The following is a 25,303-nucleotide window of genomic DNA, read 5'->3' on the forward strand; positions in this document are numbered from 1 at the left end:
AGCAGGACCCCCGCCGACGAAGGAGCGCCGATGCTCGTCCCGATGACCGTGTCCGACTTCATCGACCGTGCGAGGACGGTCTACGGCGATCGGGTGGGTGTCGTCGACGAGCCCCAGCAGGTGGCCGACCCGCTGCCCGACCTCACCTACGCCGACGTCGCGGCGCTCGCCGGGCGCCAGGCCGCCCGGCTCGACGAGCTGGGCATCGAGGTCGGCGAGCGGGTGGCGATCGTGTCGCACAACGCCGCCCGGATGCTCGTGTCGTTCTTCGGGTCTGTGGGTCGGGGCGGGTGCTCGTGCCGGTCAACTTCCGGCTGCGCCCGGACGAGGTGCGCTACATCGTCGAGCACTCCGGGGCGCGGGTGCTGCTGGTCGACCCCGAGGTCGACGCCGCGCTGTCGTCGGTGACGGCCGAGCACCGGTTCGTCCTCGGCGACGACGAGGCCATCCTCGCGCCGGAGGGGGCCACGCCGCGGGCCTGGGAGCGCGACGAGAACGCGACGGCGACCATCAACTACACGTCCGGGACGACGGCGCGGCCCAAGGGCGTGCAGATCACCCACCGCAACATCTGGACCAACGCGCTGACCTTCGCGCTGCACGCCGGGGTCACCGACCGTGACGTCTACCTGCACACGCTGCCGATGTTCCACGCCAACGGCTGGGGGATGCCGTTCGCGACGACCGGGCTCGGGGTCAAGCAGGTCGTCCTGCGCAAGGTCGACGGGGCCGAGATCCTGCGGCGGGTCGAGGCGCACGGGGTGACGTTCATGTGCGCGGCGCCGGCGGTCGTCAACGCGGTGCTCGAGGCGGCGCAGTCCTGGGAGGGGGAGGTCCCCGGTCGCGACCGGGTGCGCATCATCGTCGCCGGGGCGCCACCGCCGACGAAGACCGTCGCGCGGGTCGAGGCCGAGCTCGGGTGGGAGTTCATCCAGATCTACGGCCTGACCGAGACCTCACCCCTGCTGACCATCAACCGCACGCGGGCCGAGTGGGACGACCTGTCCACCGAGGAGCGGGCCGACCGGCTCGTGCGGGCGGGGGCGCCGGCGCTCGGGGTGACGCTGTCGCTGTCGCCGGACCACGAGGTGCTGGCCCGCTCGAACGTCGTGCTCGAGGGGTACTGGGAGCAGCCGGAGGAGTCGGAGCGGGCGCTCGAGGACGGCTGGTTCCACACCGGCGACGGCGGGGTCATCGGCGACGACGGCTACCTGACGATCTCGGACCGCAAGAAGGACGTCATCATCACCGGCGGCGAGAACGTGTCGTCGATCGAGGTCGAGGACGTGATCTTCAGCCACCCCGCGGTCACCGAGGTCGCGGTCATCGGGGTGCCGGACGAGAAGTGGGGCGAGACCATCAAGGCGCTCGTCGTGCTCGCGCCGGGGGAGTCGGTGTCGGAGGCCGAGCTCGTCGCGTGGTGCAAGGAGCGCGCCGCCGGGTACAAGGCGCCGACGTCGGTGGAGTTCCGCGACGAGCTGGCGCGCACGGCCACGGGCAAGCTGCAGAAGTTCAAGCTGCGCGCGCCGTACTGGGAGGGCCGCGACCGCCAGGTCAACTGATGGCCCGGCCCCGTGCGATCTGCGCGGGTCCGTGTGCGACCGCGCCCGGACCCGCGCAGGTCGCACGGACCCGGGGGTGGGCGCTCGCTCAGTGGGCGAGCACCTGCGCCACCAGCGCCAGCGCCGCCGGCAGGGCCTGGACGACCAGGATCCGCTTGTTCGACGTCGCGGCGCCGAACACCCCGGCGACCACCACGCAGCCCAGCGTGAAGAGCGCGAACGCGTACCGGTGGTCCTGCGGCCCGACGAGCGCCAGCGCGATCCCCGCGACGAGGAAGCCGTTGTACAGCCCCTGGTTCGCGGCGAGCACGGTGGTCTGCTTCGCGAGCTGTGGCGTCGTGCCGAAGGTCGCCCGCCCGCGCGGGGTGTCCCACAGGGCCATCTCGAGGACGACGATGTAGACGTGGATCAGCCCGACGAGGGCGGTCAGGACGGTCGCGGCGACGCTCATCCGCGATGTCTACCGCACCCCCGCCCGTGGGCGCAGCCCCTCGTCCACCGACGACAGCCGGCGGGCCTGCGTCGTGGTGGCGTCCGTGGCGCCCGACCGGGGGTGATCACCCCCAGTTCGGCGCCACCAGCGCCACCACCGGCGGCCCCACTGCCGGCACCACCGCCCCCGGCCCGGTCAGCCGACGGTGAGCAGGATCTTGCCGATGTGGCCGCTCTCCTCGAGCTCCCGGTGGGCGTCGGCGGCCGACCCGAGCGGGTGCCGCGAGTGCACGACCGGCCGCACCACCCCGTCCTCGACGAGCGGCCACACGTGCTCGCGGACGGCGGCCACGATCGCCGCCTTCTCCCCGGCCGGCCGGGCCCGCAGCGACGTCGCGATGACCGCGCCCCGCTTGGCGAGCAGCGCCCCGAGGTCGAGCTCGCCGACCCGGCCGCCCTGCATCCCGATGACGACGAGCCGCCCGTTGACCGCGAGCACGTCGACGTTGCGGCCGAGGTACTTCGCGCCCATGTTGTCGAGCACGACGTCGGCGCCGTGCCCGCCCGTGGCCTCGCGCACCCGCTCGACGAAGTCCTCCTCCCGGTAGTTCACGAGGACGTCGGCCCCGAGCGCGCGGCACGCCTCGAGCTTCTCGGCCGACCCCGCCGTCACCGCCACCGTCGCGCCCACGGCCTTGGCCAGCTGGACGGCCATCGTCCCGATGCCGGAGGACCCGCCGTGCACGAGCAGGACCTCGCCCGGCTGGAGGTTCGCCGTGAGGAAGACGTTCGACCACACGGTGCAGACCACCTCGGGCAGCGCGGCGGCGTCGACGAGCGACACCCCCGACGGCACCGGCAGCAGCTGCGCGGCTGGGACCCGCACGAGCTCCGCGTACCCGCCGCCGGCGAGCAGCGCGCACACCTCGTCGCCGACCGACCAGCCCTCGACCCCGTCGCCGAGTGCCTCGACGACGCCGCTCACCTCGAGCCCAGGCACCTCGGACTCGCCGGGCGGCGGTGGGTAGAGGCCCTGGCGCTGCATCGAGTCGGCGCGGTTGACGCCGGCCGCCGCCACGCGCACCAGCACCTCACCGGCGCGCGGCTCGGGCGCCTCGACGTCGGAGAGGACGAGGGCCTCGGGCCCCCCGGGGGCAGGGACGGTGATCGCCTTCATCCCCCGAGGCTAGGCGACCTCAGCGGGCCCGCCCCACCCGGGAGGCCACCGTCGCCGCCGTCTGCCGCACGGCGTGCACGAGCCGGCCGCGCTCCTCGTCGTCGACGTCGGACTGCGGGTACGTGACGGCCACGGCCGCCACCGGGTAGTCGTTGGCGTCGAGCACCGCGACCGCGACCGAGCCGAGTCCCGGTGTCACGAGGCCGTCCTCGACCGCGTGCCCGCGCTGGCGCACGGCCTGGAGCCACGAGCGCAGCTGGGTCGTCGACGTCGGCCCGCGCCCGTCACGGTGCACGAGCGCCGCCCGGTCGGGGAACAGCGCGCGCACCTGCGCGGCCGGCAGGGCGGCGAGCATCGCCAGCCCGGTCGCGGTCAACGGAGCCGGCAGCCGGACCCCGACGTCGGTGACGAGCGGCGGCCGCCGCGGGGCGCGCTGCTCGACGACGTAGAGCACGTCGGCACCGTGGAGCACCGCGAGGTGCGCGTTCTGCCCGCAGGCGTCGACGAGGCGGTCCATCGGCCCGCGGGCCATCCGCGAGAGCGGCGCCTGCCGCTGGTAGGCCGAGCCCAGCTCGTAGGACGCGAGCCCGAGGCCGTAGCGCCGCTCCTCGGGGAGGTGGCGCACGTAGCCGCGCTCCACGAGCACGGCGAGCAGGTGGTAGACGCTCGAGCGCGGCAGCCCGAGGTCGCGGGCGATGGCGGCGGCGGGCACCGGCTCGCCGTGCCGGGCGATGAGGCCGAGGACGTCGAGGGCGTGCGCGGCCGCGGGGGCGTTGGCCATCGCGTCAGCCGGTCCACTCGTAGAGCCGCTCGGGGCGCCCCGTGGAGCCGTAGCGCAGCCGCACGACCGCCTCGTCCCGCGACGCGAAGTGCTCGAGGTAGCGGCGGGCGCTGACCCGCGAGACGCCGATGACCTCGGCGACGTCGGTGGCCGACAACGGACCCGATGCTTCGCGCAGCGCCGACTGCACGAGGCGCGCGGTCTCCGGGCTGAGGCCCTTCGGCACCGACGCCGACCCGCCGCGGGTGGCGTTGCGGGAGAGGGCGCGGTCGATGTCGGACTGGTCGGACACCTCGGCCCGGGCCAGGACCGCCCGCTGGGCCTCGTAGCGGCGCAGGCGGTCCTCGAGGTCGGCGAACCCGAACGGCTTGAGGAGGTAGTCGGTGACCCCGAGCCGGATGGCCGCGCGCACCGCGTCGCCCTCCTTGGCGGCCGTGATGACGATGGCGTCGCACGGATGGGAGCCCGCGTGCACGTCGGCGAGCAGGTCGAGCCCGAAGCGGTCGGGGAGGTACAGGTCGAGGAGCAGCAGGTCGGGGGCGAGCTCCTCGACGGCCACCAGGGCCTCCGCGCCGGAGTGCGCCACCCCGACGACCTCGAAACCCGGCACGCGCTGCACGAAGCCGACGTGGATGCGGGCCACCCGGAAGTCGTCGTCGACGACGAGCACGCGGATCACGAGCGGACCTCCACTGCCGGGACGGCGGGGGCGCGGTCCCCGGCGCGCCCCCGGACGCGGGTCCCGGTGCGGGGGACTGGGGGTCGACGAAGGTCGACACCCCGAGGCGCGCGGTGAAGCGGGTCGTGCCCTCGAGCCGCTCGACGTCGATCTCGCCGCCGCGCCGCCGGCAGACCAGCCGGGTCAGGGCCAGGCCGACCCCGTGTTCCAGCGGGTCGACCCGCTTGGTCGTCACGCCGTGCTCGAAGAGGCTCTCCCGCAGCTCGTCCGGCACGCCGGGCCCCGAGTCGTCGACGACGATCTCGACGGTGCTCGCGTCCTGCCGGATCCGGATCCGCACGGACGGCGGTGTCGCAGAACCCTTCGGCGCGTGGTCGAAGGCGTTGTCGACGAGGTTGCCGAGGACCGTCGCGACGTCGGCCGCGTCGTGGGCCTCGAGCCGCTCGAGGCGGGAGTCGTCGGCGATGGTGAGGTCGATGCGCCGCTCGTTGGCGGTCGCGGCCTTGGCCATGAGCAGGGCCGCGATGGTGGGGTCGGCGACCAGGGTGGTGACGACGAGGTCGAGCGCGGTGCGCTGCTCGCTCAGGGCGTCGACGTAGCGGACCACCTCGTCGAGCTCGCCGATCTGGATGAGGCCGCTGATCGTGTGCAGCTGGTTGGCGAACTCGTGTGCCTGCGAACGCAGCACGTGCGCCGTCGACCGGAACGACCCGATCTCGCGCTCGAGGTCGGCCATCTCCGTGCGGTCGCGCATCGTCGTGACCGTGCCGAGCACGCGGTCGCCGCTGACCACCCGCATCGTGCTCATGACGAGCACCCTCCCACGGCGGATGACGACCTCGTCGCGCGCCGCGGTGACGTGGTCGCCGGGAGCGAGGTCCGTGCGGTCGCGGGGGTTCTCGCCGACGAGCACCTCGCGCAGCCGGCCCTCGATGCGCAGGTCGGCCACCGACGTGCCGACGGCGTGCTCGGGCAGGTCGAGCAGCCGCCGCGCGACCTCGTTGACGAGGGTGATGCGGTGCTGCGGGTCGAGGGCGATGACCCCCTCGGCGATGCCGCGCAGCATCGCCTCCCGGTGCTCGGCGAGGCCGGCGATCTCGCGCGGCTCGAGCCCGCGGGTCTGGCGCTTGATCCGCCGCGAGAGCAGCCACGAGCCGCCCAGCCCGACGACGAGGGCGATGCCGAGGTAGGTGAGCAGGTAGGAGCTGGTGCCCTGCAGCCGTTCCCACGTGGACGGCCGGGCCTCGGTGACCATCACGGTGCCGAGCAGCTCGCCCGCCCGGGTGGGGTGGCCGGGTCCTTGTCGTCGTCGTCGCCACCGAGCACCGGCACCTGCGAGGCGAGGTACTCGCGCCCGTCGAGGGTCAGGGTCCCCGACCAGCTGCCACCGCGTGCGACCCGCGGGTCGCCGAGGGGAGGGGCCGCTCCTCGAGGGAGGGGTCGGTCGAGACCCGGACGTCGAGGTCGGGCTCCGCGAAGGTCACCGACGTGATGTTGGCCTGGGCGACGAGGCCGAGGGCGAGGGTCGCGAGCCCGGTGCGGCTCTCCGGCTGGTCGAGGTTGGCGCGCACGAGCGGGTTGGTGGCCAGCTGCTCGCCGAGGGCCGAGACCCGCCGGCCCTCCACGCGCTCGAAAGTGGCGTCGGACTGGGCGAGCGAGACGGCGGCGACGGCGAGCAGGACGACGCCGATGATGGCGAGCTGCAGCGCGAAGAGCTGCCCGGCGAGGGTCGCCCGGCGTCGTCGGCGCGTGACCACTATGTACTCAACCTCCGTTGCGGACAGAAGCGCGACAGGCTTCGGGTCGGTCGCCCACGATCATCGCGTTCCACTCCACCACAGGAAAGGGATCTCGACGATGAGACTCCACCGCATCGCGCTCGGCGCGCTCGTCGCGGCCACGCTGGCCCTCACCGGCTGCGGCGCCACGAAGGACCAGGGCAGCGGGGGTGCGTCCTCCTCCGGTGGTGGCGCCCCGGCGACCGGCCTCCAGTACATGGTCCCGAACAGCCCGGGCGGCGGGTACGACACGACCGCCCGCACGGCGGCCCAGGTGATGGAGAAGGAGAAGATCACCGGCAGCGTGCAGGTCTTCAACCTCCCGGGTGCCGGCGGCACCGTCGGCCTCCAGCGCGTCGTCAACGAGAAGGGCAACGGCAAGCTCGCCATGCAGATGGGGCTCGGCGTCGTCGGCGCCGCGTACACCCAGAAGTCGCAGGCCAAGCTGTCGGAGACCACCCCGATCGCCAAGCTCATCGAGGAGGCCGGCGCGATCGTCGTGCCCAAGGACTCCCCGTACCAGGACATCACCGCCCTCGTCGCGGCGTGGAAGGCGGACCCCAAGGGCCTCGCGGTCGGCGGCGGGTCCTCGCCCGGCGGCCCCGACCACCTCCTGCCGATGCAGCTCGCGCAGGCGGCCGGCATCGACCCCAAGACGGTCAGCTACGTCTCCTACGACGGCGGCGGCGAGCTGCTCCCGGCCATCCTCGGCAAGAAGATCGCCTTCGGCGCCAGCGGCTTCGGCGAGTTCCTCGACCAGGTCGAGGCCGGCGACGTCCGCATCCTCGCCGTGACGAGCGCCGAGCGCGTGGCCGCCCTGCCCGATGTCCCGACGCTCAAGGAGAGCGGCATCGACCTCGAGTTCACCAACTGGCGCGGCGTCGTCGCCCCGCCCGGGCTCTCCGACGCCGACAAGGCCGTCTGGGTCGACGCCTTCACGAAGATGCACGCCTCCGCCGCGTGGAAGGCCGAGCTCGAGAAGCGCGGCTGGGTCGACGCCTTCGAGACGGGCGACGAGTTCGGCAGCTTCCTCACCGCGCAGGACGCCGAGGTCGCGAAGATCCTCCAGACCCTCGGCCTGGCCTGACGTGAGCACCGAGGCCACCACCGCCCCGGAGGGCACCACGCCCTCCGGGGCCGGCCCTCTCGGCCGGGTCCGGGACCGCGCGCAGCTCGGGCTGTGCGCGGCCCTGGCCGTGGTCGGGGTCGTCGTCCTCGTCGACGCGAGCCGTCTCGGCGCCGTCACGAGCAGCAACGACCCGGTCGGACCGAAGGCGATGCCCTTCCTCGTGGGCGGGGGCCTGCTCGTCGTCGCCGTCCTCTACGCGGTCGACGTCCTGCGCGGCGGGGTCGGCGAGGCCGAGACCGGAGAGGACGTCGAGCTCGGCCAGCGCGCCGACTGGAAGACCGTCGGGATGCTCGCCGGCGCCTTCCTCCTCAACGCCGTCCTCATCGAGCCGCTCGGCTGGGTCATCAGCGGTGCGCTGCTGTTCTTCCTCGCGGCCTTCGCGCTCGGCAACCGCCACCACGTGCGCGGTCTCGCGATCGGGATCGCCCTCTCGCTCACCACCTTCTACGCGTTCGCCATCGGGCTCGGGGTCAACCTGCCCGCCGGCGTGCTCCAGGGGATCCTCTGATGGACAACCTCAACGCCCTGCTCGGCGGCTTCGCCGACGTCATCACGCCGATGAACCTGCTCATCGCGCTGCTCGGGGTCACCGTCGGCACCGCCGTCGGCGTCCTGCCCGGCATCGGCCCCGCGATGACCGTCGCGCTGCTCCTGCCGATCACCTACGGCCTGCCGGTCGAGCAGTCGCTCATCCTCTTCGGCGGCATCTTCTACGGCGGGATGTACGGGGGCTCGACGACCTCGATCCTCCTCAACACCCCCGGCGAGTCCGCCTCGGTCGTCACCGCCCTCGAGGGCAACAAGATGGCCAAGGCCGGGCGGGCCGCCCAGGCCCTCGCGACCTCGGCGATCGGCTCGTTCGTCGCCGGCACGATCGCCACGGCGCTCATCGTGCTCGTCATGCCCCAGGTCGTCTCCTTCGCGATCACCCTCGGGCCGCCGGAGTTCCTCGCGATCATCCTCGTCGCCTTCGTGGGCACCGCCGCGATCCTCGGGTCCTCCCGGGTCCGCGGCTTCGCGGCCCTGCTCGTCGGGCTCGCGCTCGGCCTGGTCGGCACCGACTTCGTCACCGGTCAGCAGCGGCTCACCTTCGGCAGCCCGTTCCTCGCCGACAACATCGACGTGGTCGTCATCGCGGTCGGCATCTTCGCGGTCGGCGAGGGGCTCTGGGTCGCGGCGCACCTGCGCCGCAAGGCCGCCACGGTCATCCCCGTCGGTCGCCCGTGGATGTCGAAGGAGGACTGGGGGCGGTCGTGGAAGCCGTGGCTGCGCGGCACCGCGCTGGGCTTCCCGTTCGGGGCCATCCCCGCCGGCGGCGCCGAGATCCCGACGTTCCTCTCGTACCTCACCGAGCGGAAGCTGACCAAGCACCCCGAGGAGTTCGGCAAGGGCGCCATCGAGGGCGTCGCCGGCCCGGAGGCCGCGAACAACGCCTCCGCGGCGGGGACGATGGTGCCGCTGCTGGCCCTCGGCCTCCCGACCAACGCGACGGCGGCGATCATCATCGCCGCGATCTCGTCCTACGGCATCGAGCCCGGCCCGCTCCTGCTCACCAAGGAGCCCGACCTCGTCTGGATGCTCATCGCCAGCCTGTTCATCGGCAACTTCTTCCTCCTCGTGCTCAACCTCCCGCTGGCGCCGACGTGGGCCAGGCTGCTGCGCATCCCGCGGCCCTACCTCTACGCGGGGATCCTCTTCTTCGCGTCGATGGGTGCCTACGCGACCAACGCCCAGCCGTTCGACCTGTTCCTGCTCCTCGGCCTCGGCGCCGTCGGCTTCGCGATGCGCCGCTTCGGGCTCCCGGTGCTGCCGCTCATCGTCGGCGCCATCCTCGGCCCGCTCGTCGAGCGCAAGGGCCGCCAGGCGCTGCAGCTGACCGGCGGCGAGGTCTCCGGCCTCATCGGCGGGCCGGTGGCCTGGGTCTGCTACGCCTTCATCCTGGCCGTCCTCCTGTGGCCGCTCGTGTCCCGGCTGCGCGGTCGGGGCCGCGGGGGCGACGACGGGCCGGACGACGACGGCACCTCGCATCCCCCGGCGTCCCCCTCGCCGGTGTCGCCCAGTGGCAAGGACCCTCGGCATGACCGTTCTCGTGGGCTACGTCCCGAACCCGTTGGGGGAGGCCACCCTCCGCGCCGGAGTCGAGGAGTCGCGCCGCCGCGCCGAGCCGCTCGTCGTGCTCAACATGGCGCGCGACGACGTCCTCGTGGACGCCCGGCGGGCCGGGTCGTCCGACCTCGCGCGGGTCGAGCGTGACGTGCGCGAGCTGGGGGTCGAGGTCGAGGTCGTCCAGGTCGAGGAGGGCAGCGACCCCGCCGACGTCATCGTGTCCGAGGCCTCGTCCCGGGGCGCGTCGGTCGTCGTCATCGGTCTGCGCCACCGCACCGCGGTCGGCAAGCTGATCATGGGCTCGGTGGCCCAGCGCATCCTCCTCGACGCGCGCTGCCCCGTGCTGGCCGTCAAGGAGGACGAGGCATGAGCGCCGAGGACTTCACGACCGCCGACCTCTACGACGAGCACGGTGACGCGCTCCAGTCGTGCTCCGTGCAGCTGCGGCGGTACGGCGGGGTGGCGCGCTTCACCGGGCCGGTCAGCACGGTGCGCTGCCACCGTGACAACGCGCTCGTCAAGGCCGCGCTCGCCGAGCCGGGGGAGGGCCGGGTGCTCGTCGTCGACGGCGGCGGCTCGCTCGAGTCGGCGCTCATGGGCGACCTCATCGCCGGCTCCGCGGTGGCGCAGGGCTGGGCGGGCGTGGTCATCCACGGGACGGTGCGCGACGTCGTGGCGCTGGGCGGCCTGCCGCTCGGGGTGCTCGCGCTCGGGTCGAACCCGCGCAAGTCCGCGAAGGACGGTGTGGGGTCGCGCGACGAGCCGGTCGGCTTCGGGGCGTGGAGTTCGTGCCCGGGGCCACGCTCTGGGCCGACGAGGACGGGGTGCTCGTCACCCGCCCCTGACGCTGCCGGGGCCTCCCACCCGTCGAAGGTACAGAACACGCCGTGTGCGCCCGTGCGCATGCGGCGTGTTCTGTACCTTCGACGGGGTTCCGGAGGGGATGGCCCGCGGTCGGCGGTCAGTCGCCGGCCTGCTCGTCGAGGCGTTCGAGGATGCGCCGCAGGCTCGCGCGGTCGCGCTCCGGCAGGCGCCCGAAGTAGGCCTCGGCACCGGTGCGTCGTGCCGCGTCGACCTCGTCGACCAGCCGGCGCCCCTCCTCGGTCAGGCCGACGACCTGGGCCCGCCGGTCGGTGGGGTCGGGGGAGCGACGCACCAGCCGGCGGTCCTCGAGGGCGTCGACGACGTCGGTGACCGAGCGCGGGGCGACGCGCAGGTGCTGGGCCAGCTCGCCGAGGCGCATCGTGCCGTGGTGGGCGACGACGCGCAGCGCCCGCGCGTGGTGGGGCGCGAGGTCGTAGGGCTCGTAGGCCGTCATCCCGGTGCGGCGCAGGTCGCGGGCGACGCGCATCACGAGGTCGCCGAGGTCGAGGTCGGCGGCGGGGGTGTCGTCGCGGGGGTGCACGGAGGGAATGCTACCGGCGAGTGGTGCGTTTGCCTCATTGTGAGGTAACCTCACTAAAACGTCCACCGGAAGGAGGGGTGCCCGTGACAGCGGCCCCGCCCCAGACCCCCGTCCGCCCCCAGTCCACCCCGCCCGCCCTCGGCCCCACCCCCGGCGGCGCCGCCCACGGCGGGTCCGCCCACGGCGGCGGTCGCGGCGGTCGCGGCGGTGCGATGACCGTCGACCCACGCGACCGCGCCCGGCTCGAGGAGTCGCCCGTCAGCCTCGCCCGGGTGGTCGCGCTCTTCCGTCCGCACCGCGCCCGCATCTCCGTCGTCGTGGCGATCATCGTCGTCACGAGCATCGTCGGTCTCGCCCAGCCCTTCCTCGTCCGCGAGGTCGTCGACGTCGCGCTGCCGCAGCGGGACGTGCGCCTCCTCGTGCTCGCCGTCGCCGCGATGGTCGCCGTCGCGGCCGTCACCCAGCTGCTCGGCGTCGTCCAGACCTGGCTCTCGACCCAGGTCGGCCAGCGGGTCATGCACGGCCTGCGCACCGACGTCTTCACCCACCTCCAGCGCCAGTCGCTCGGCTTCTTCACGCGCACCCGTGGCGGCGAGGTCCAGTCGCGCCTCGTCAACGACGTGGGCGGGATGCAGGGCGTCGTCACCTCGACGGCGACCTCCATCGCCTCGAACGTCACGACGGCCGTCGCCACCGCCGTTGCGATGGTCGCCCTGTCCTGGCGGCTATCGCTCCTCTCGCTCATCGTGGTGCCGCCCGCGCTGTGGCTGACCCGTCGGGTCGCCCTCCTGCGTCGCGAGGTCACCACGCAGCAGCAGCGCCGGCTCGCCGACCTCAACGCGCAGATCGAGGAGGGGCTGTCGGTCAGCGGCGTCCGTCTCGCCAAGACCCTCGGCACCGGCCGCGTTGCGGCGGAACGTTTCTCGTCGACCTCCGAGGACCTCGTGGGACTCGAGCTGCGCTCGCAGCTGGCCGGTCGCTGGCGGATGGCGACGATGCAGATCGTCTTCTCCGTCATCCCCGCGCTCGTGTACCTGGCGGCCGGGCTGCCGGCGACGTCCGGCGCGATGACCATCGGCACGCTCGTCGCCTTCACCGCGCTGCAGGGCGGCATCTTCCGGCCGCTCATGGGGCTGCTCAACGTCGGCGTCCAGTGGGTCACCTCGATGGCCCTGTTCTCGCGGGTCTTCGAGTACCTCGACCTCGTGCCCGAGGTGCCGGCGCCCACCCGTCCGGTGGCCCTGGACGCCTCACGGGTGTCCGGCCACGTCCGGCTCGACGACGTGAGCGTGCGCTACCCCGGGTCGGACCGGGACGCCGTCTCCGGCGTGAGCCTCGACGTGCCGGCCGGCTCGACGCTGGCCCTCGTCGGGGCGACGGGGTCGGGGAAGTCGACGCTCGCCGGCCTGCTGGCCCGCCTCCACGACCCCGACTCCGGACGCGTCACGGTCGACGGCGTCGACGTGCGCGACCTCGACCCCGAGGTGCTCGCCTCCGTCGTCGGCACGGTGTCGCAGGAGAGCTACCTCGTGCACGCGTCGGTGCGCGACAACCTGCTGCTCGCCCGGCCCGAGGCCACCGAGGCCGAGCTGTGGCGGGCCCTGGGTGCCGCCCAGGTGGCCGACCTCGTCGCCTCGCTGCCCGACGGGCTCGACACGGTCGTCGGAGCACGGGGGCACCGGTTCAGCGGCGGCGAGCAGCAGCGGCTCGCGGTGGCGCGCACCATCCTGCGTGACCCGCCCGTGCTCGTCCTCGACGAGGCGACGTCCGCCCTCGACACCGCCACCGAGCGGGCGCTCCAGACCGCGCTCGACGAGCTGGCCCGCGGGCGGACGACCGTCACCATCGCGCACCGGCTCTCGACCGTGCGGCGGGCCGACCGCATCGCGGTGCTCGAGGCCGGACGGGTCGTCGAGTCCGGCACGCACGAGGAGCTGCTCGCGCTCGGCGGCCGGTACGCCGGCCTCGTCGCGGCCGCCGAGGGCACCCCGGTCCCGGTCTGACGCCCCGCCCCTTCCGGCATTGCTCGAGAAAGTGCCGGTCTCGGGTGCGAGACACGATGGGGGCGGCGCCGCTGGTCACGCCGCTCCGTCGGCCCTCCAATGGATGGATGACCGCTGCCGCCGCCCCCACCCCGACCGTCGTCGTCGGCGCCGGACCGCTGACCGTCGAGGACGTCGTCGCCGTCGCCCGCCACGACGCCCCCGTGCACCTCGACGACGCCGCGCTCGCCGAGGTCCGCCGCACCCGCGAGATCATCCGCGGCTTGGCGGGCGAGACCCGCCCGCACTACGGCGTCTCGACCGGCTTCGGCGCCCTGGCCACCCGCCACATCCCCGTCGACCTCCGACACCGGTTGCAGCGCAGCCTCATCCGCAGCCACGCCGCCGGGTCCGGCCCGGAGGTCGAGCGCGAGGTCGTCCGCGCCCTCATGCTCTTGCGCATCGCGACCCTGGCCACCGGCCGTACGGGCATCCGCGAGGAGACCCTCCGCACGTACGCCGGGATGCTCGACGCAGGCATCACGCCCGTCGTCCACGAGTACGGCTCGCTCGGCTGCTCCGGCGACCTCGCGCCCCTCTCGCACTGCGCGCTGGCCCTCATGGGCGAAGGCGAGGTTCGCGACGCGGACGGCACCCGGATGCCCGCCGCCGACGCCCTCGCCGCCGCCGGGCTCACCCCCGTCGAGCTCGAGGAGAAGGAGGGCCTGGCCCTCGTCAACGGCACCGACGGCATGCTCGGGATGCTCTGCCTCGCGCTGCACGACCTGCGCGAGCTGCTCGTCGTCGCCGACGTCTCGGCCGCGATGAGCGTCGAGGGCCTGCTCGGCACCGACGACGTCTTCGCCGCCGACCTGCACACGCTCCGCCCGCAGCCGGGGCAGGCCGTCAGTGCCGCGAACATCCGGAAGGTGATGGCGCACAGCCCGATCCGCGAGTCGCACCGCACCGAGGAGTGCACCCGCGTCCAGGACGCCTACTCGCTGCGCTGCGCCCCCCAGGTGGCCGGCGGCGCCCGTGACACCGTCGAGCACGCGGCCCGGGTCGCCGGGTTCGAGCTGGCGAGCGCCGTCGACAACCCCGTCGTCACCCCCGACGGCCGCGTCGAGTCCAACGGCAACTTCCACGGCGCACCGGTCGCCTACGTCCTCGACTTCCTGGCCATCGTCGCGGCCGACGTCGCCTCGATGTCCGAGCGCCGTACCGACCGCTTCCTCGACGTCTCGCGCAGCAACGGCCTGCCCCCGTTCCTCGCCGACGACCCCGGCGTCGACAGCGGCCACATGATCGCCCAGTACACGCAGGCCGCCATCGTCTCCGAGATGAAGCGCCTCGCCGCCCCGGCATCCGTCGACTCCATCCCGAGCAGCGCGATGCAGGAGGACCACGTCTCGATGGGCTGGTCCGCCGCCCGGAAGCTGCGCCGCTCGGTCGACGGCCTCGCCCGGGTGCTCGCCGTCGAGGTCCTCACCGCGGCCCGGGGACTGCAGCTGCGCGCCCCGCTGGCCCCCGCCCCGGCCAGCGGCGCCGTCGTCGAGGCCCTCACCAGCGCCGGTGCCGGTTCGCCCGGCCCCGACCGCTTCCTCGCCCCCGAGATCGAGGTCGCCCACCGCCTCGTCACCGACGGCACGGTGCGCCGCGTCGTCGAGCAGCACACCGGCCCCCTCGCCTGACCCGACCCACCCCGCACGCCCGACCCGCACGCCCGACCCGCACGCCCGACCCGAAGGAGCACGACATGGACGGCGCCCGCCCGGTCCGCAGCCCCCGCGGCACCACCCTCACCGCCCGCCAGTGGAGCACCGAGGCCCCGCTGCGGATGCTGATGAACAACCTCGACCCCGAGGTCGCCGAGCGCCCCGACGACCTCGTCGTCTACGGCGGCACCGGACGCGCGGCCCGCGACTGGCGCTCCTTCGACGCGATGGTCCGCACCCTCACCACCCTCAAGGCCGACGAGACCATGCTCGTGCAGAGCGGCCGCCCGGTGGGGGTGATGCAGACCCACGAGTGGGCGCCGCGGGTGCTCATCGCCAACTCCAACCTCGTCGGCGACTGGGCCACCTGGCCCGAGTTCCGCCGGCTCGAGCACCTCGGGCTGACGATGTACGGCCAGATGACGGCCGGCTCGTGGATCTACATCGGCACCCAGGGCATCGTCCAGGGCACCTACGAGACCTTCGCCGCGGTGGCCGAGAAGCGCTTCGGCGGAACGCTCGCCGGCACGCTGACCCTCACCGGGGGCTGCGGCGGGATGGGCGGCGCGCAGCCGCTGGCCGTCACGATGAACGAGGGCGTCTGCCTCGTCGTCGACGTCGACCCCGCCCGCCTGCACCGCCGGGTCGAGCACCGCTACCTCGACGAGGTAGCCGACAGCCTCGACCACGCCGTCGAGATCGCCCTGCGCGCCAAGGACGAGCGCCGCGCCTGGTCGGTCGGCGTCGTCGGCAACGCCGCGGAGGTCTTCCCCGAGCTGCTGCGCCGCGGCGTCCCCATCGACGTCGTCACCGACCAGACGAGCGCCCACGACCCGCTGAGCTACCTGCCCGAGGGCATCTCGGTCGAGGAGTGGGCCGAGTACGCCGAGAAGAAGCCCGAGGAGTTCACCGACCGGGCCCGCGCCTCGATGGCCAGGCACGTGCAGGCGATGGTCGACTTCATGGACGCCGGCGCCGAGGTCTTCGACTACGGCAACTCGATCCGCGACGAGGCCCGTCAGGGTGGCTGCGAGCGGGCGTTCGACTTCCCGGGCTTCGTGCCCGCCTACATCCGGCCTCTGTTCTGCGAGGGCAAGGGCCCGTTCCGCTGGGCGGCGCTCTCGGGCGACCCGAAGGACATCGCCGCCACCGACCGCGCCGTGCTCGACCTCTTCCCCGAGAACGAGAAGCTGCACAAGTGGATCCGCGGCGCCCAGGAGCGGATCGCGTTCCAGGGGCTGCCGGCCCGCATCTGCTGGCTCGGGCAGGGCGAGCGTGACAAGGCCGGCCTGGCCTTCAACGACCTCGTGCGCACCGGTGCGGTGAGTGCGCCGATCGTCATCGGCCGCGACCACCTCGACACCGGCTCGGTGGCCAGCCCGTACCGCGAGACCGAGTCGATGCTCGACGGCTCCGACGCGATCGCCGACTGGCCGCTGCTCAACGCGCTGGTCAACACGTCCTCGGGCGCCAGCTGGGTGTCGATCCACCACGGCGGCGGTGTGGGCATCGGCCGGTCCCTCCACGCCGGGCAGGTCAGCCTCGCCGACGGCACCGACCTCGCGGCGCAGAAGCTCGAGCGGGTCCTCACCAACGACCCGGCGATGGGCGTCATCCGCCACGTCGACGCCGGCTACGACATCGCCGAGCGCACCGCGGCCGAGCAGGGCGTCCGCATCCCGATGCGCGAGTCCTGACCCCGGCCGACCTCCTCCTCCCGCTCTTCTCCCGACATATTGCCCAGAACCCACCGCCGAGGCGCCTTTCCGGGCCCCGCGAGGTGGGTTCTGGGCAATAAGTCGGGTCTGGAGGGGGGCGGGTCAGCGAGGGTGACGGGGTCGGTGACGTCGCCGACCTCGGCCTCGAGGACGGCGACGAGCGCGTCGGCCCCGACCGTCGCCGCGACACCGTGCGCACCTGCGCCGATCGACACCGTGCGCCCGGTCAGGGTCGCGTCCGCGACGACGGGCAGCGCCCGCAGCGACCCGAACGGCGTGATGGTGCCGCGCTCGTAGCCGGTGACCTCCCGGGCGGTCTCGGCGTCGGGCATCGAGACCCGGTTGACGCCGAGGTGGGCGCGCAGCTTGGGCCAGGAGATCTCGCGGTCCCCGGGCACGAGGACGAAGAGGTGGTCGTCCTCGGCGCGGCGCACGACGAGGGTCTTGACGATGCCCGACGGCTCGACGCCCCGCAGCCGGGCGGCCTCCTCGAGCGAGCCGACCCGTCCGTGGCTCGTGATCTCGTAGGCCATCCCGGAGGCGGCGAGGGCCTTCCGGGCGCGGTCGGCTCCGTCGTCCATCCGGCCAGCGTAGATCGTCGACCGAGAGCCGCCCGGTCGCTGACCGCGCGTCGACCACTCCTCGACCGCTCACCGACCGTCGGACCCGCCTCGTCTCCCCCGCGAGACAATCGCTCGTCCCTCCGACCCCGTGACCGCCCCTGACTTGGTCCAATGGTCGACATGTCCAGCAGGCAGGCACCCGATGGGGCGACCGTGGCCTTCCGGAGGATGTGGCGTGACCTCGAGTCCGTGGGGCTCGACGCCACCACGGGGGGTTATCGCCGCTATGCCTGGACGCGGACCGACCACGACCTGCGCGAGTGGTTCGCCGGCGAGTGCGCCGCGCGCGGGCTCGACCTCACGTCCGACCTCATGGGCAACCAGTGGGCCTGGTGGGGCGACCCCGACGCCGCGGTCACCGGCGGCGACCCCGGCGTCGTCATCGGATCGCACCTCGACTCGGTGCCCGACGGCGGCGCCTTCGACGGCCCGCTCGGCGTCGTCAGCTCGCTGGCCGCCCTCGACGCCCTGCGCGAGAGCGGCTTCCGGCCGAGCCGTCCCATCGGCATCGTGAACTTCGGCGACGAGGAGGGGCCCGGTTCGGGGTCGCCTGCGCCGGCTCGCGCGTCATCACCGGCGCGATGTCCGCCGACCGGGCGCGCGCCCTCAAGGACCTCGACGGCGTGACGATGGCCGAGGCGATCGAGCGCGCCGGGGGTACCCCCGCCCACCTCGGCCGCGACGACGCCACGGTCCGACGCATCGGCGCGTTCGTCGAGCTGCACGTCGAGCAGGGCCGCGCCCTCGACCGGCTGGGCCACGCGGTGGGGGTCGGCAGCGACATCTGGCCGCACGGCCGCTGGCGCATCGACGTGCCGGGGAGGCCAACCACGCCGGCACCACCGCCCTCGACGAGCGGGAGGACGCGATGCTCGGCCTGGCCGCCGCGGTCATCGCGGCCCGGCGGGCGGCCGAGGAGAACGACTGCCTCGCCACCGTCGGCAAGGTCGAGGTCGTGCCCGGCGGCGTCAACGCCATCGCCAGCTGCGCCACCGGCTGGCTCGACGCCCGCGGACGCGACCCCGAGGCCGTGCGCCGGGTCGTCGCCGAGGTGAGCCACGTCGCCGGCGAGTTCGACGCCCTCGTCACCGAGGAGTCCTGGACCCCCACCACCGACTTCGACGCCGCGCTCGTCGCCCGCATCGCCGGCCTGCTCGACGGCGCCCCCGTCATCCCCACCGGAGCCGGCCACGACGCGGGCATCCTCGCCAACGCCGGCGTCCCGACCGCGATGCTGTTCGTGCGCAACCCGACCGGGGTCAGCCACAGCCCCGACGAGTGGGCCTCCGCCGACGACTGTCTCACCGGGGTGGCGGCGCTCGCCGACGTCGTCGCCGAGCTCGCGGGGCCGACCGCTGCATGAGCACGTACTGGTGCGAGCACGCGGTGCTCCCCGGCGGTGCGAGGCGCCACGTCCGGGTCGTCACGGACCGGGGCCGCATCGTCGAGGTCATCGCCGAGAGCGCGATCGAGCCCGGCGACGTCGTCCTCCACGGGCTCGTCCTGCCCGGGCTGGCCAACGCCCACAGCCACGCCTTCCACCGGGCCCTGCGCGGACGCACGCACGGCGAGGAGGGCAACTTCTGGACCTGGCGCGACGGGATGTACGCGCTCGCCGACCACCTCGACCCCGACTCCTACCGTCGCCTGGCGACCGCCGTCTTCGCCGAGATGGTCCTCGCCGGGTACACGGCGGTCGGTGAGTTCCACTACCTCCACCACGGCCCGAGCGGCCGGCCGTACGACGACCCGAACGCGATGGGCGCCGCGCTCGTCGAGGCGGCCGCCGCAGCGGGCATCCGGCTGACCCTCCTCGACACCGTCTACCTCGCGGGCGGCCTCACGGGCTCCGGCCACCTGCCGCTCGACGAGGTGCAGCAGCGCTTCTCCGACGGCTCGGCCGAGGCCTGGATCGAGCGGGTGTCCGGCCTGCGTCCCGGGCTCGGCTGGCGGGTCGGGGCGGCCGTGCACTCGGTGCGGGCGGTGCCCTGCGACGACCTCGCGCTGGTCGGCGACACCGCCCGCCGCGAGCAGTGGCCGCTGCACGCCCACCTCTCCGAGCAGCCGGGGGAGAACCTCGCGTGCGAGGCGTTCTACGGACGCACGCCGGCGCGCGTGCTCGCCGACGAGGGACTGCTCGGCGGGACCACCTCGCTCGTCCACGCCACCCACCTCACTGACGACGACGTCGCCCTGCTCGGCGGTGCCGGCTCGTGCGCGGTGTTCTGCCCGACGACCGAGCGCGACCTCGCCGACGGCATCGGCCCGGCCCGCGCCCTCGCCGAGGCGGGCGCCCGGCTGGCCGTCGGCTCCGACCAGCACGCCGTCGTCGACCCCTTCGAGGAGGTGCGCGGCGTCGAGATGCACGAGCGCCTGGCCAGCCTCGAGCGCGGCCGCTTCTCCCCGTCCGACCTGCTGGCCATCGCCACCCTCGACGGCTACCACTCGCTCGGCTGGCCGGACGGCGGCATCCTCGCGAGCAACCACGTGGCCGACCTCGTCGCCGTGCGCACCGACAGCCCGCGGACGGCCGGGTGCGCGCTCGACCAGGTGCTCTACGCCGCGACCTCGGCCGACGTCACCGACGTCGTCGTCGGCGGCGAGCACGTCGTCAGCGGTGGACAGCACCGCCTCGGTGACGTGGGTCGCCTTCTCGCGGAGTCGATCTCGGCGGTGCGGCGATGACGACCACCGGCCGCGGGACCGGCTCCCGCTCCGGCACCGTCCTCGTCACCGGCATCGGCGAGCTCGTCACCTGCGCCGGGCCCGACGGCGCGACACCGGTGTCGGACCGGTCGTTGCCCGCGGACGCCCGGCTGGGCATCGTGCGCGACGCCGCGGTCCTCGTGGCCGACGGACTGGTCGCCTGGGTCGGCCCGGTAGCGCAGGCCCCGGCGGCCGACCGCGCCCTCGACGTCGGTGGCCGCGCCGTCGTCCCCGGGTTCGTCGACAGCCACAGCCACCTCGTCTTCGCCGGCGACCGCTCCGCCGAGTTCGCCGCCCGGATGGCCGGCACCCCCTACGACGGGGGCGGCATCGGGGTCTCGGTTGCGGCCACCCGCGCCGCGAGCGACGACGAGCTGCGCGCCCTGCTGGCCGCCCGGGTGGCCGAGGCCCGAGGCCTCGGCACGACGACGCTCGAGGTCAAGGGCGGCTACGGCCTGACCGTCGAGGACGAGGCCCGCAGCCTCCGGCTGGCCCGCGAGGTCACCGACGAGACGACCTTCCTCGGTGCCCACGTCGTGCCGCCCGAGGCCCGCGCCGACCGCGATGCCTACCTCGACCTCGTCACCGGCCCGATGCTCGCCGCCTGCGCCCCGCTGGCCCGCTGGGTCGACGTCTTCTGCGAGCCGAACAGCCCGCACGCCTTCACCGGTGACGAGGCCCGCCGGGTGCTCCTGGCCGGCCGCGACGCCGGCCTCGGGCTGCGCGTCCACGGCAACCAGCTGGGCCCGGGTCCCGGGGTGCGGCTGGCCGTCGAGCTCGGTGCGGCCTCGGTCGACCACTGCACCTTCCTCGACGACACCGACGTCGACGACCTCGCATCCGCCGCCGACACCACCGTCGCGACCCTGCTCCCGGGCGTCGAGTTCTCCACCCGGATGCCCTACCCGGACGCGCGGCGGCTGCTCGACGCCGGGGTCTCGGTGGCGCTGGCCTCGGACTGCAACCCGGGCACCTGCAACACCGCCTCGATGCCGTTCGTCGTCGCGCTCGCCGTGCGCGAGCTGCGGATGACCGCGGCCGAGGCGCTCCTGGCCGCGACCGTCGGTGGCGCCCGGGCCCTGCGCCGTGACGACGTGGGCCGGGTCGCGGTGGGGAGCCGGGCCGACCTCGCGGTGCTCGACGCCCCCGGCCACGAGCACCTGGCCTACCGGCCGGGGATGCCGCTCGCCCAGGCCCTCGACCTCGGCTGAGGCGCGACCCGAAAGGCGGGCGGGTCGAGATCCGTCCCGGCGGGCGGCGTTGACTCCGTCCGCGCGCCGGAGGAGCCTCGGAGGATGTCCTCAGAGGCGACCAGCGCGGTCATCGCCGCGTTCGTCGCGCTCGTCGTCGCCGGCGGATCCGCGGTCGTCACGGTCCGAGCGGCCCGTCGCCAGCGCACCCTCGACCTCCTGGTGTCCTCGCTCGACCACATGACAGGGGGGACGCAGCAGCGCGGTGCCGGGTTCGCGGCGCTGACCGCCATCCGGGCCACGGCGACTCCCTCCGAGTGGCGCGGCCTCGAGCCGGCCATCGCCGGACACGTCCAGCGTCAGCTCGTCTACCTCCTCCGGCACGACCGGAAACGCCGCTGGCACGAGGTGGAGAACATGCTGGTGATGGCGGAGGCGCTGCGCGGGAGCACCTTGGGCGAGCACCTGCGCCCGAATGAGTGGGGCCGGCTGGACGCCGCTGCTGCCGTCTGGCTCGACCGTCCGGGGGCCGGACTTCCTCCGGGAGCGATGAATGCGGTCGAGGCGCTCCGGGACGATGCCGGGCGCCGTTCGCTCGGGTGACCGGACGCCGGCCGAGCGCTCGGGTCAGACCGGCTCGGTGCGGATGTCCTTCGGCAGGTGCCCGGCGGACCGGCGGTAGTACTGCGCGGCCTGGCGCTCGGCGAGCGTGCGGGCGGCACCCACGGCCAGGCCCATCACGGCCGCGTAGGTGAGCGCCTTGACGACGGGGGCGTCGGGGTTCTTCGGGTTGACCTCGTCCTGGCCGGCCTTGGCCCAGACGGTGTCGACGAGCTTGGTGGCGATGATCCCGGCGAGGATGGGCCCGCCGGTCCCGAGGATCTTCCAGGCGAGCTTTCCCATGGGTGCGTCCCTTCGCGGTGCGGCAACGTGTCGAGAGCAGGTCAGGCCACTGCCTACCCGGTCCTGTTCACCCTAACCCGCACGGCGCTATGCTCTGGGGGTCCAACGACAGGGGAGCGCCCAGGCGCTGAGAGTGCGGTCCGCCGCAGACCCTCGAACCTGATCCGGTTAGCACCGGCGAAGGGAGTCGGGAATCTCAGGCGTGCTCCCGCCACGCTCGGCTCCTCGGGGTCCGGGTGCCGGCGGGGTCACGCCTCCCCGAGGTCATCACCGACCACGGGAGAAGCACCATCATGGCCACGACCACCACCGAGGCGCCGGCGACCCGGCGCTCCATCACCGCGACCCGCCCGCTCCTGGGCTGGCGCACCGTCGACATCCTCACCGTCACCTTCCTCGGTGCCGCCTTCGGCATCGTCTTCTGGGGCTGGGCCTTCGCCTACGACCCCCTCGCCAAGGCCGTCTCGCTCGCCTACGTGCCGCTGAGCGGCCTGTTCGCCGGGCCGTGGTTCCTCGCGGCCGTCGTCGGCGGGCTCGTCGTGCGCCGGCCGGGCGCCGCCCTGCTCTGCGAGGTCGTCGCGGCGCTCGTCTCGATGCTGCCCGGCACCCAGTGGGGCGCCACGACGCTCGTCAGCGGCGTCCTCCAGGGCCTCGGCGCCGAGCTGGCCTTCGCCCTCCTCGGCTACCGCTACTACCGGCCGCTCGCGGCCGTCCTCGCCGGGGTCCTCGCGGTGCCGCTCGAGTGGGTCTTCGAGACCTTCAGCGTGCCGGCGTCGTGGGCCGACGTGCCCGTCCTCGGCGCGCTGACCGGCGGCGGCGCCTGGTACGGCGAGCTGCTGCCGCGCGACAAGGTCGCCTACCTCGTCGCGCTCGCCGTCTCGGGCGCGCTCCTGGCCGGCGTCGTCGGGTGGCTGCTGACCCGCGCGCTGGCCCGGGCGGGGGCGCTGTCGGCGTTCCCGGCCGGCCAGGAGGAGCGCGAGGCCGGTGCCGTCTGAGCCGGTGACCACCATCCACCCCGGTCTCGTCGAGGTCCGCGGGCTCACCTGGCGTCCGTACGGTCGCCGCGAGCCGGTGCTCCGCGACGTCGACCTGGTCCTGCGGCCCGGCGAGCGCGTCCTGCTCGTCGGGCCGTCGGGGGCGGGCAAGTCGACCCTCCTGCGGGCGCTGACCGGCCTGCTCGGGTCGGTCGAGGCGGGCGAGCTGACCGGCGCGGTGACCCTCGACGGGGCCGCGCCGGGTGAGCGTCCCGGTGCCGTCGGGCTGGTCCTCCAGGAGCCGGGCAGCGGGGTCGTGGCCGCCACGGTCGGGCGCGACGTCGCCTTCGGGCTCGAGAACGTCGGGGCGCCCCGCGAGTCGATGCCCGCCGTCGTGCGCGGCGCCCTCGCCGCGGTGGGCCTCGGCGACCTCCCCCTCGACACACCCACCTCGGCGCTGTCCGGCGGGCAGACCCAGCGGCTGGCGCTCGCCGGCGCGCTGGCCCTCGACCCCTCGCTGCTCCTGCTCGACGAGCCGACGGCGATGCTCGACCCCGCCTGCGCGGCCGAGGTGCGCGACGCCGTCGCCGGCCTGGGGGCCCGCGAGCGTCGCACCCTCGTCGTCGTCGAGCACGTCCTCGGCCCCTGGGTCGACCTCGTCGAGCGGCTCGTCGTCCTCGACCATGACGGCGCGGTGGCGGCCGACGGCCCGGTCGAGGAGGTCCTCGCCGTCGAGCGCGGACGGCTGCTCGACCTCGGCATCTGGGTGCCGGGCGCGCCGGCCCCGGACCCCGTCCCGATGGACCCGGGGCTGCTGCGGGCGCGCGCCGCCGGTCCGGCCCTGCGCGCCGAGCCGTTCACCGTCGAGCGCACGACCCGCCTGCTCGACGGCACGACCCGGACCGCCCGGGCCGCCCGGCTCGAGCGCCCGCTCGCCGCCGCGCCCGGGAGCCTCGCCGTCCTCGTCGGCCCCAGCGGGTCCGGCAAGTCGACGCTGCTGCAGGCGCTGGCCGGCTTCCTCGCCCCCGACCCGGCGGATGCCGTCCGCGTCACCACCGGGGCCGGGCCCGCCGACCCCGCGGCGCTCGACGCGCCGGCGCTTGCCGGGGCCCTCGCCTGGGTGCCGCAGTGGGCCAGCTCGACGATCGTCGCCGGCAGCGTCCTCGACGAGGTGCTCGCGACCTCGCGGGCGGTGCGGACCGCTGACGGCGACGCCGAGGACGCCGACGACGTCGAGCGGGCGCGCCGGATGCTCGACGCCCTCGGGCTGGGGCACCTCGCGGACGCCGACCCGCGCGAGCTGTCCGGCGGCGAGCAGCGTCGGCTCGCGGTCCTCGCGGCGTTGCACCACGGCCCGCCCGTGCTGCTCGCCGACGAGCCGACCATCGGCCAGGACCGGCACACCTGGGCGGCGGTCGTCGGCCTCGTCGCCGCGTACCGCGTGGCCGGCGGGGCGGTCGTCGCCGCCACCCACGACGCCGCCGTCGTGGCACGCGCCGACGCGGTGCACGACGTGCGGGAACCGGTGCGGGGCAGCCCGGTGCCTTCGCCCGGACGGATGCCTCTCGCCGCCCGCTGCGGTCCGCTGGCCCTGCTCGCCGGTGCGCTGCTCGCCATCCCGGCCGGGGTCGTCTCGCCGCACTGGAGCACCTCGCTGGCCGTCCTCGCCGTCCAGGTGGTGCTGGCCGTCGTCGCCCTCGCCGCCCCGGGCCGGGGCTCGCCGCCGCCGCGCCGGCTGCGCGGCGTGCTGCTGCGGTTGGTGCCGGGTGCCCTCGCCGCCGTGAGCGTCGGGTGGTCGACCTGGTGGCTCGCGGGGCACGACCTCGACACCGCGTCGACCGTCGCCCTCCGGGTGCTCGTCATCGTCCTGCCCTCGGCGGTGCTCGTGCCGTGGGTCGACCCCGACCGCCTCGGTGACCACCTCGCCCAGCGCCTCGGGCTGCCCGACCGACCGGTGGTCGCGACGGCGGCCGCCATCCAGCGCGTGCACACCTTCGGTCAGGTGTGGGCCGAGATCGGGCGGGCCCGGCGGGTCCGGGGGCTCGGGGTCTCGCCGCGGCGTCCCGGCACGGTCGTGGGCCACCTCGGCGCGCTGACCCTGGGCCTCCTCGTGCGCACCCTGCGGGCCGCGGCCGACCTCGCGGTGGCGATGGACGCGCGCGGGTTCGCGACGGCCCGACGGCGCACGTGGTGGGCGCCGGCGCCGTGGCGCCCCCGCGACACCCTCCTCGTGCTCCTCGCGGCCCTCCCGACGGTCGTCGCGCTCGTGGCCCGCTGACCTGCGCCGGGGTCGACGGCACCTCCGCCGCCGGCCTCGAGGGGGTCATCGGAGCCCGCCGGGGCCGGGATGAAGGTCAAGGGTTGGTATGGACTTCGTCAAGATGCCCCCGGGGTGTCGAGACACCGTTGTCACCGGCTCTAGGGTGGCGGCGCAACGTATGCC

At 74.6% G+C, this 25,303-nt stretch carries 19 protein-coding genes, 6 pseudogenes and 1 riboswitch; of the genes and pseudogenes, 16 read left to right on the forward strand and 9 right to left on the reverse strand.

The features are described from left to right. Positions 1-42: 42 nt before the first annotated feature. Together G7075_RS18175 and G7075_RS21730 are read left to right on the forward strand one after the other, a co-directional pair. Positions 43-1,016 (forward strand): annotated as a pseudogene (locus tag G7075_RS18175) (AMP-binding protein); the annotation flags it as partial. A 315-nt stretch (positions 1,017-1,331) separates the two neighbouring features. Beyond that, positions 1,332-1,562, forward strand: a complete 231-nt coding sequence (locus G7075_RS21730) for a hypothetical protein (protein WP_240918078.1) — start codon at positions 1,332-1,334, stop codon at positions 1,560-1,562. Between the two features lie 88 nt (positions 1,563-1,650). On the opposite strand, the gene G7075_RS18180 is transcribed toward G7075_RS21730, so the two are convergent. The 6 genes and pseudogenes from G7075_RS18180 to G7075_RS20450 form a co-directional block, all read right to left on the reverse strand. Then, the gene (locus tag G7075_RS18180; RefSeq protein WP_166123877.1) at positions 1,651-2,013 is read right to left on the reverse strand and encodes a DUF1304 domain-containing protein; all 363 of its coding nucleotides are present in this window, start codon (positions 2,011-2,013) and stop codon (positions 1,651-1,653) included. A 177-nt stretch (positions 2,014-2,190) separates the two neighbouring features. Continuing rightward, positions 2,191-3,171 (reverse strand): NAD(P)H-quinone oxidoreductase, encoded by a 981-nt coding sequence (locus G7075_RS18185; protein WP_166123878.1) that lies wholly within the window; start codon positions 3,169-3,171, stop codon positions 2,191-2,193. A 19-nt stretch (positions 3,172-3,190) separates the two neighbouring features. After that, complete coding sequence (locus G7075_RS18190; protein ID WP_166123879.1) at positions 3,191-3,952, reverse strand: IclR family transcriptional regulator; 762 nt, start codon at positions 3,950-3,952, stop codon at positions 3,191-3,193. 4 nt (positions 3,953-3,956) lie between these two features. Beyond that, positions 3,957-4,631, reverse strand: a complete 675-nt coding sequence (locus G7075_RS18195) for a response regulator (RefSeq protein ID WP_166123880.1) — start codon at positions 4,629-4,631, stop codon at positions 3,957-3,959. Positions 4,632-4,794: 163 nt separating this feature from the next. Beyond that, positions 4,795-5,886 (reverse strand): annotated as a pseudogene (locus G7075_RS18200) (sensor histidine kinase); the annotation flags it as partial. Between the two features lie 109 nt (positions 5,887-5,995). Then, entirely contained in the window at positions 5,996-6,388 is a 393-nt protein-coding gene (locus G7075_RS20450) for a hypothetical protein (RefSeq protein WP_205860567.1), read from the reverse strand. A 100-nt stretch (positions 6,389-6,488) separates the two neighbouring features. Between G7075_RS20450 and G7075_RS18205 the strand changes: the two genes are divergently transcribed. The 5 genes and pseudogenes from G7075_RS18205 to rraA all read left to right on the forward strand — a co-directional run bounded on the left by G7075_RS18205 (position 6,489) and on the right by rraA (position 10,489). Beyond that, positions 6,489-7,496: a tripartite tricarboxylate transporter substrate binding protein gene (locus tag G7075_RS18205; RefSeq protein ID WP_166123881.1), complete on the forward strand. Its 1,008-nt coding sequence runs from the start codon at positions 6,489-6,491 to the stop codon at positions 7,494-7,496. Between the two features lie 91 nt (positions 7,497-7,587). Then, positions 7,588-8,046, forward strand: a complete 459-nt coding sequence (locus tag G7075_RS18210; RefSeq protein ID WP_240918079.1) for a tripartite tricarboxylate transporter TctB family protein — start codon at positions 7,588-7,590, stop codon at positions 8,044-8,046. Next, complete coding sequence (locus G7075_RS18215; RefSeq protein WP_240917741.1) at positions 8,046-9,791, forward strand: tripartite tricarboxylate transporter permease; 1,746 nt, start codon at positions 8,046-8,048, stop codon at positions 9,789-9,791. The genes G7075_RS18210 and G7075_RS18215 overlap by 1 nt, the downstream gene beginning before the upstream one ends. Further along, positions 9,679-10,014 (forward strand): annotated as a pseudogene (locus tag G7075_RS18220) (universal stress protein); the annotation flags it as partial. The gene G7075_RS18215 and the pseudogene G7075_RS18220, both read left to right, overlap by 113 nt. Beyond that, positions 10,011-10,489: pseudogene (gene rraA, locus G7075_RS18225) on the forward strand (ribonuclease E activity regulator RraA). The pseudogenes G7075_RS18220 and rraA, both read left to right, overlap by 4 nt. Before the next feature lie 116 nt (positions 10,490-10,605). Here the strand turns inward: rraA and G7075_RS18230 are convergent. Beyond that, a complete protein-coding gene (locus G7075_RS18230; RefSeq protein ID WP_240917742.1) occupies positions 10,606-11,049 on the reverse strand; it encodes a MarR family winged helix-turn-helix transcriptional regulator in 444 nt (147 codons plus the stop codon). Between the two features lie 212 nt (positions 11,050-11,261). Between G7075_RS18230 and G7075_RS18235 the strand changes: the two genes are divergently transcribed. From G7075_RS18235 to hutU, 3 genes are all read left to right on the forward strand, one after another. Beyond that, positions 11,262-13,052, forward strand: a complete 1,791-nt coding sequence (locus G7075_RS18235) for an ABC transporter ATP-binding protein (protein ID WP_166124496.1) — start codon at positions 11,262-11,264, stop codon at positions 13,050-13,052. 107 nt (positions 13,053-13,159) lie between these two features. Then, complete coding sequence (hutH, locus tag G7075_RS18240) at positions 13,160-14,722, forward strand: histidine ammonia-lyase (RefSeq protein WP_166123884.1); 1,563 nt, start codon at positions 13,160-13,162, stop codon at positions 14,720-14,722. Positions 14,723-14,787: 65 nt separating this feature from the next. Next, complete coding sequence (hutU, locus tag G7075_RS18245; protein WP_166123885.1) at positions 14,788-16,443, forward strand: urocanate hydratase; 1,656 nt, start codon at positions 14,788-14,790, stop codon at positions 16,441-16,443. 140 nt (positions 16,444-16,583) lie between these two features. On the opposite strand, the pseudogene G7075_RS18250 reads toward hutU, so the two are convergent. After that, positions 16,584-17,045 (reverse strand): annotated as a pseudogene (locus tag G7075_RS18250) (aminoacyl-tRNA deacylase); the annotation flags it as partial. A 210-nt stretch (positions 17,046-17,255) separates the two neighbouring features. Here G7075_RS18250 and G7075_RS18255 point away from each other — a divergent pair. From G7075_RS18255 to G7075_RS18270, 4 genes and pseudogenes are all read left to right on the forward strand, one after another. Continuing rightward, a pseudogene (locus G7075_RS18255) lies at positions 17,256-18,450 on the forward strand (allantoate amidohydrolase). Next, complete coding sequence (locus tag G7075_RS18260; protein WP_166123887.1) at positions 18,447-19,772, forward strand: formimidoylglutamate deiminase; 1,326 nt, start codon at positions 18,447-18,449, stop codon at positions 19,770-19,772. The pseudogene G7075_RS18255 and the gene G7075_RS18260 overlap by 4 nt, the downstream one beginning before the upstream one ends. Then, positions 19,769-21,004, forward strand: coding sequence for an imidazolonepropionase (gene hutI / locus G7075_RS18265; protein WP_166123888.1), 1,236 nt, complete (start codon positions 19,769-19,771; stop codon positions 21,002-21,004). Before G7075_RS18260 ends, hutI begins: the two co-directional genes overlap by 4 nt. 84 nt (positions 21,005-21,088) lie before the next feature. Further along, positions 21,089-21,586: a hypothetical protein gene (locus G7075_RS18270; protein ID WP_166123889.1), complete on the forward strand. Its 498-nt coding sequence runs from the start codon at positions 21,089-21,091 to the stop codon at positions 21,584-21,586. A 24-nt stretch (positions 21,587-21,610) separates the two neighbouring features. Here G7075_RS18270 and G7075_RS18275 read toward each other — a convergent pair whose 3' ends face one another. After that, on the reverse strand, positions 21,611-21,886 hold the full coding sequence (locus G7075_RS18275) for a DUF4235 domain-containing protein (protein ID WP_166123890.1): 276 nt from the start codon (positions 21,884-21,886) through the stop codon (positions 21,611-21,613). A 100-nt stretch (positions 21,887-21,986) separates the two neighbouring features. After that, positions 21,987-22,089: riboswitch (TPP riboswitch) on the forward strand. 90 nt (positions 22,090-22,179) lie between these two features. Between G7075_RS18275 and G7075_RS18280 the strand changes: the two genes are divergently transcribed. Both G7075_RS18280 and G7075_RS18285 read left to right on the forward strand, forming a co-directional pair. After that, positions 22,180-22,881, forward strand: a complete 702-nt coding sequence (locus tag G7075_RS18280; protein ID WP_166123891.1) for an ECF transporter S component — start codon at positions 22,180-22,182, stop codon at positions 22,879-22,881. 4 nt (positions 22,882-22,885) lie between these two features. Beyond that, positions 22,886-25,138 carry an ATP-binding cassette domain-containing protein gene (locus G7075_RS18285; RefSeq protein ID WP_240917743.1) on the forward strand — a complete coding sequence of 751 codons (2,253 nt, stop codon included), beginning with the start codon at positions 22,886-22,888 and terminating at the stop codon, positions 25,136-25,138. Positions 25,139-25,303 lie beyond the last annotated feature (165 nt).

The sequence above is a fragment of the Phycicoccus sp. HDW14 genome (genome assembly GCF_011383005.1).
In the GTDB taxonomy this organism is placed as follows: Bacteria; Actinomycetota; Actinomycetes; order Actinomycetales; family Dermatophilaceae; genus Phycicoccus.

Excerpts from the sequence above, each read along its gene's own strand:
- G7075_RS18180 (WP_166123877.1), bottom strand. The coding sequence starts at position 2,013 with ATGAGCGTCGCCGCGACCGTCCTGACCGCCCTCGTCGGGCTGATCCAC.
- G7075_RS18185 (WP_166123878.1), bottom strand. The coding sequence starts at position 3,171 with ATGAAGGCGATCACCGTCCCTGCCCCCGGGGGGCCCGAGGCCCTCGTC.
- G7075_RS18190 (WP_166123879.1), bottom strand. The coding sequence starts at position 3,952 with ATGGCCAACGCCCCCGCGGCCGCGCACGCCCTCGACGTCCTCGGCCTC.
- G7075_RS18205 (WP_166123881.1), top strand. The coding sequence starts at position 6,489 with ATGAGACTCCACCGCATCGCGCTCGGCGCGCTCGTCGCGGCCACGCTG.
- G7075_RS18215 (WP_240917741.1), top strand. The coding sequence starts at position 8,046 with ATGGACAACCTCAACGCCCTGCTCGGCGGCTTCGCCGACGTCATCACG.
- G7075_RS18235 (WP_166124496.1), top strand. The coding sequence starts at position 11,262 with ATGACCGTCGACCCACGCGACCGCGCCCGGCTCGAGGAGTCGCCCGTC.
- hutH (WP_166123884.1), top strand. The coding sequence starts at position 13,160 with ATGACCGCTGCCGCCGCCCCCACCCCGACCGTCGTCGTCGGCGCCGGA.
- hutU (WP_166123885.1), top strand. The coding sequence starts at position 14,788 with ATGGACGGCGCCCGCCCGGTCCGCAGCCCCCGCGGCACCACCCTCACC.
- G7075_RS18260 (WP_166123887.1), top strand. The coding sequence starts at position 18,447 with ATGAGCACGTACTGGTGCGAGCACGCGGTGCTCCCCGGCGGTGCGAGG.
- hutI (WP_166123888.1), top strand. The coding sequence starts at position 19,769 with ATGACGACCACCGGCCGCGGGACCGGCTCCCGCTCCGGCACCGTCCTC.
- G7075_RS18270 (WP_166123889.1), top strand. The coding sequence starts at position 21,089 with ATGTCCTCAGAGGCGACCAGCGCGGTCATCGCCGCGTTCGTCGCGCTC.
- G7075_RS18275 (WP_166123890.1), bottom strand. The coding sequence starts at position 21,886 with ATGGGAAAGCTCGCCTGGAAGATCCTCGGGACCGGCGGGCCCATCCTC.
- G7075_RS18280 (WP_166123891.1), top strand. The coding sequence starts at position 22,180 with ATGGCCACGACCACCACCGAGGCGCCGGCGACCCGGCGCTCCATCACC.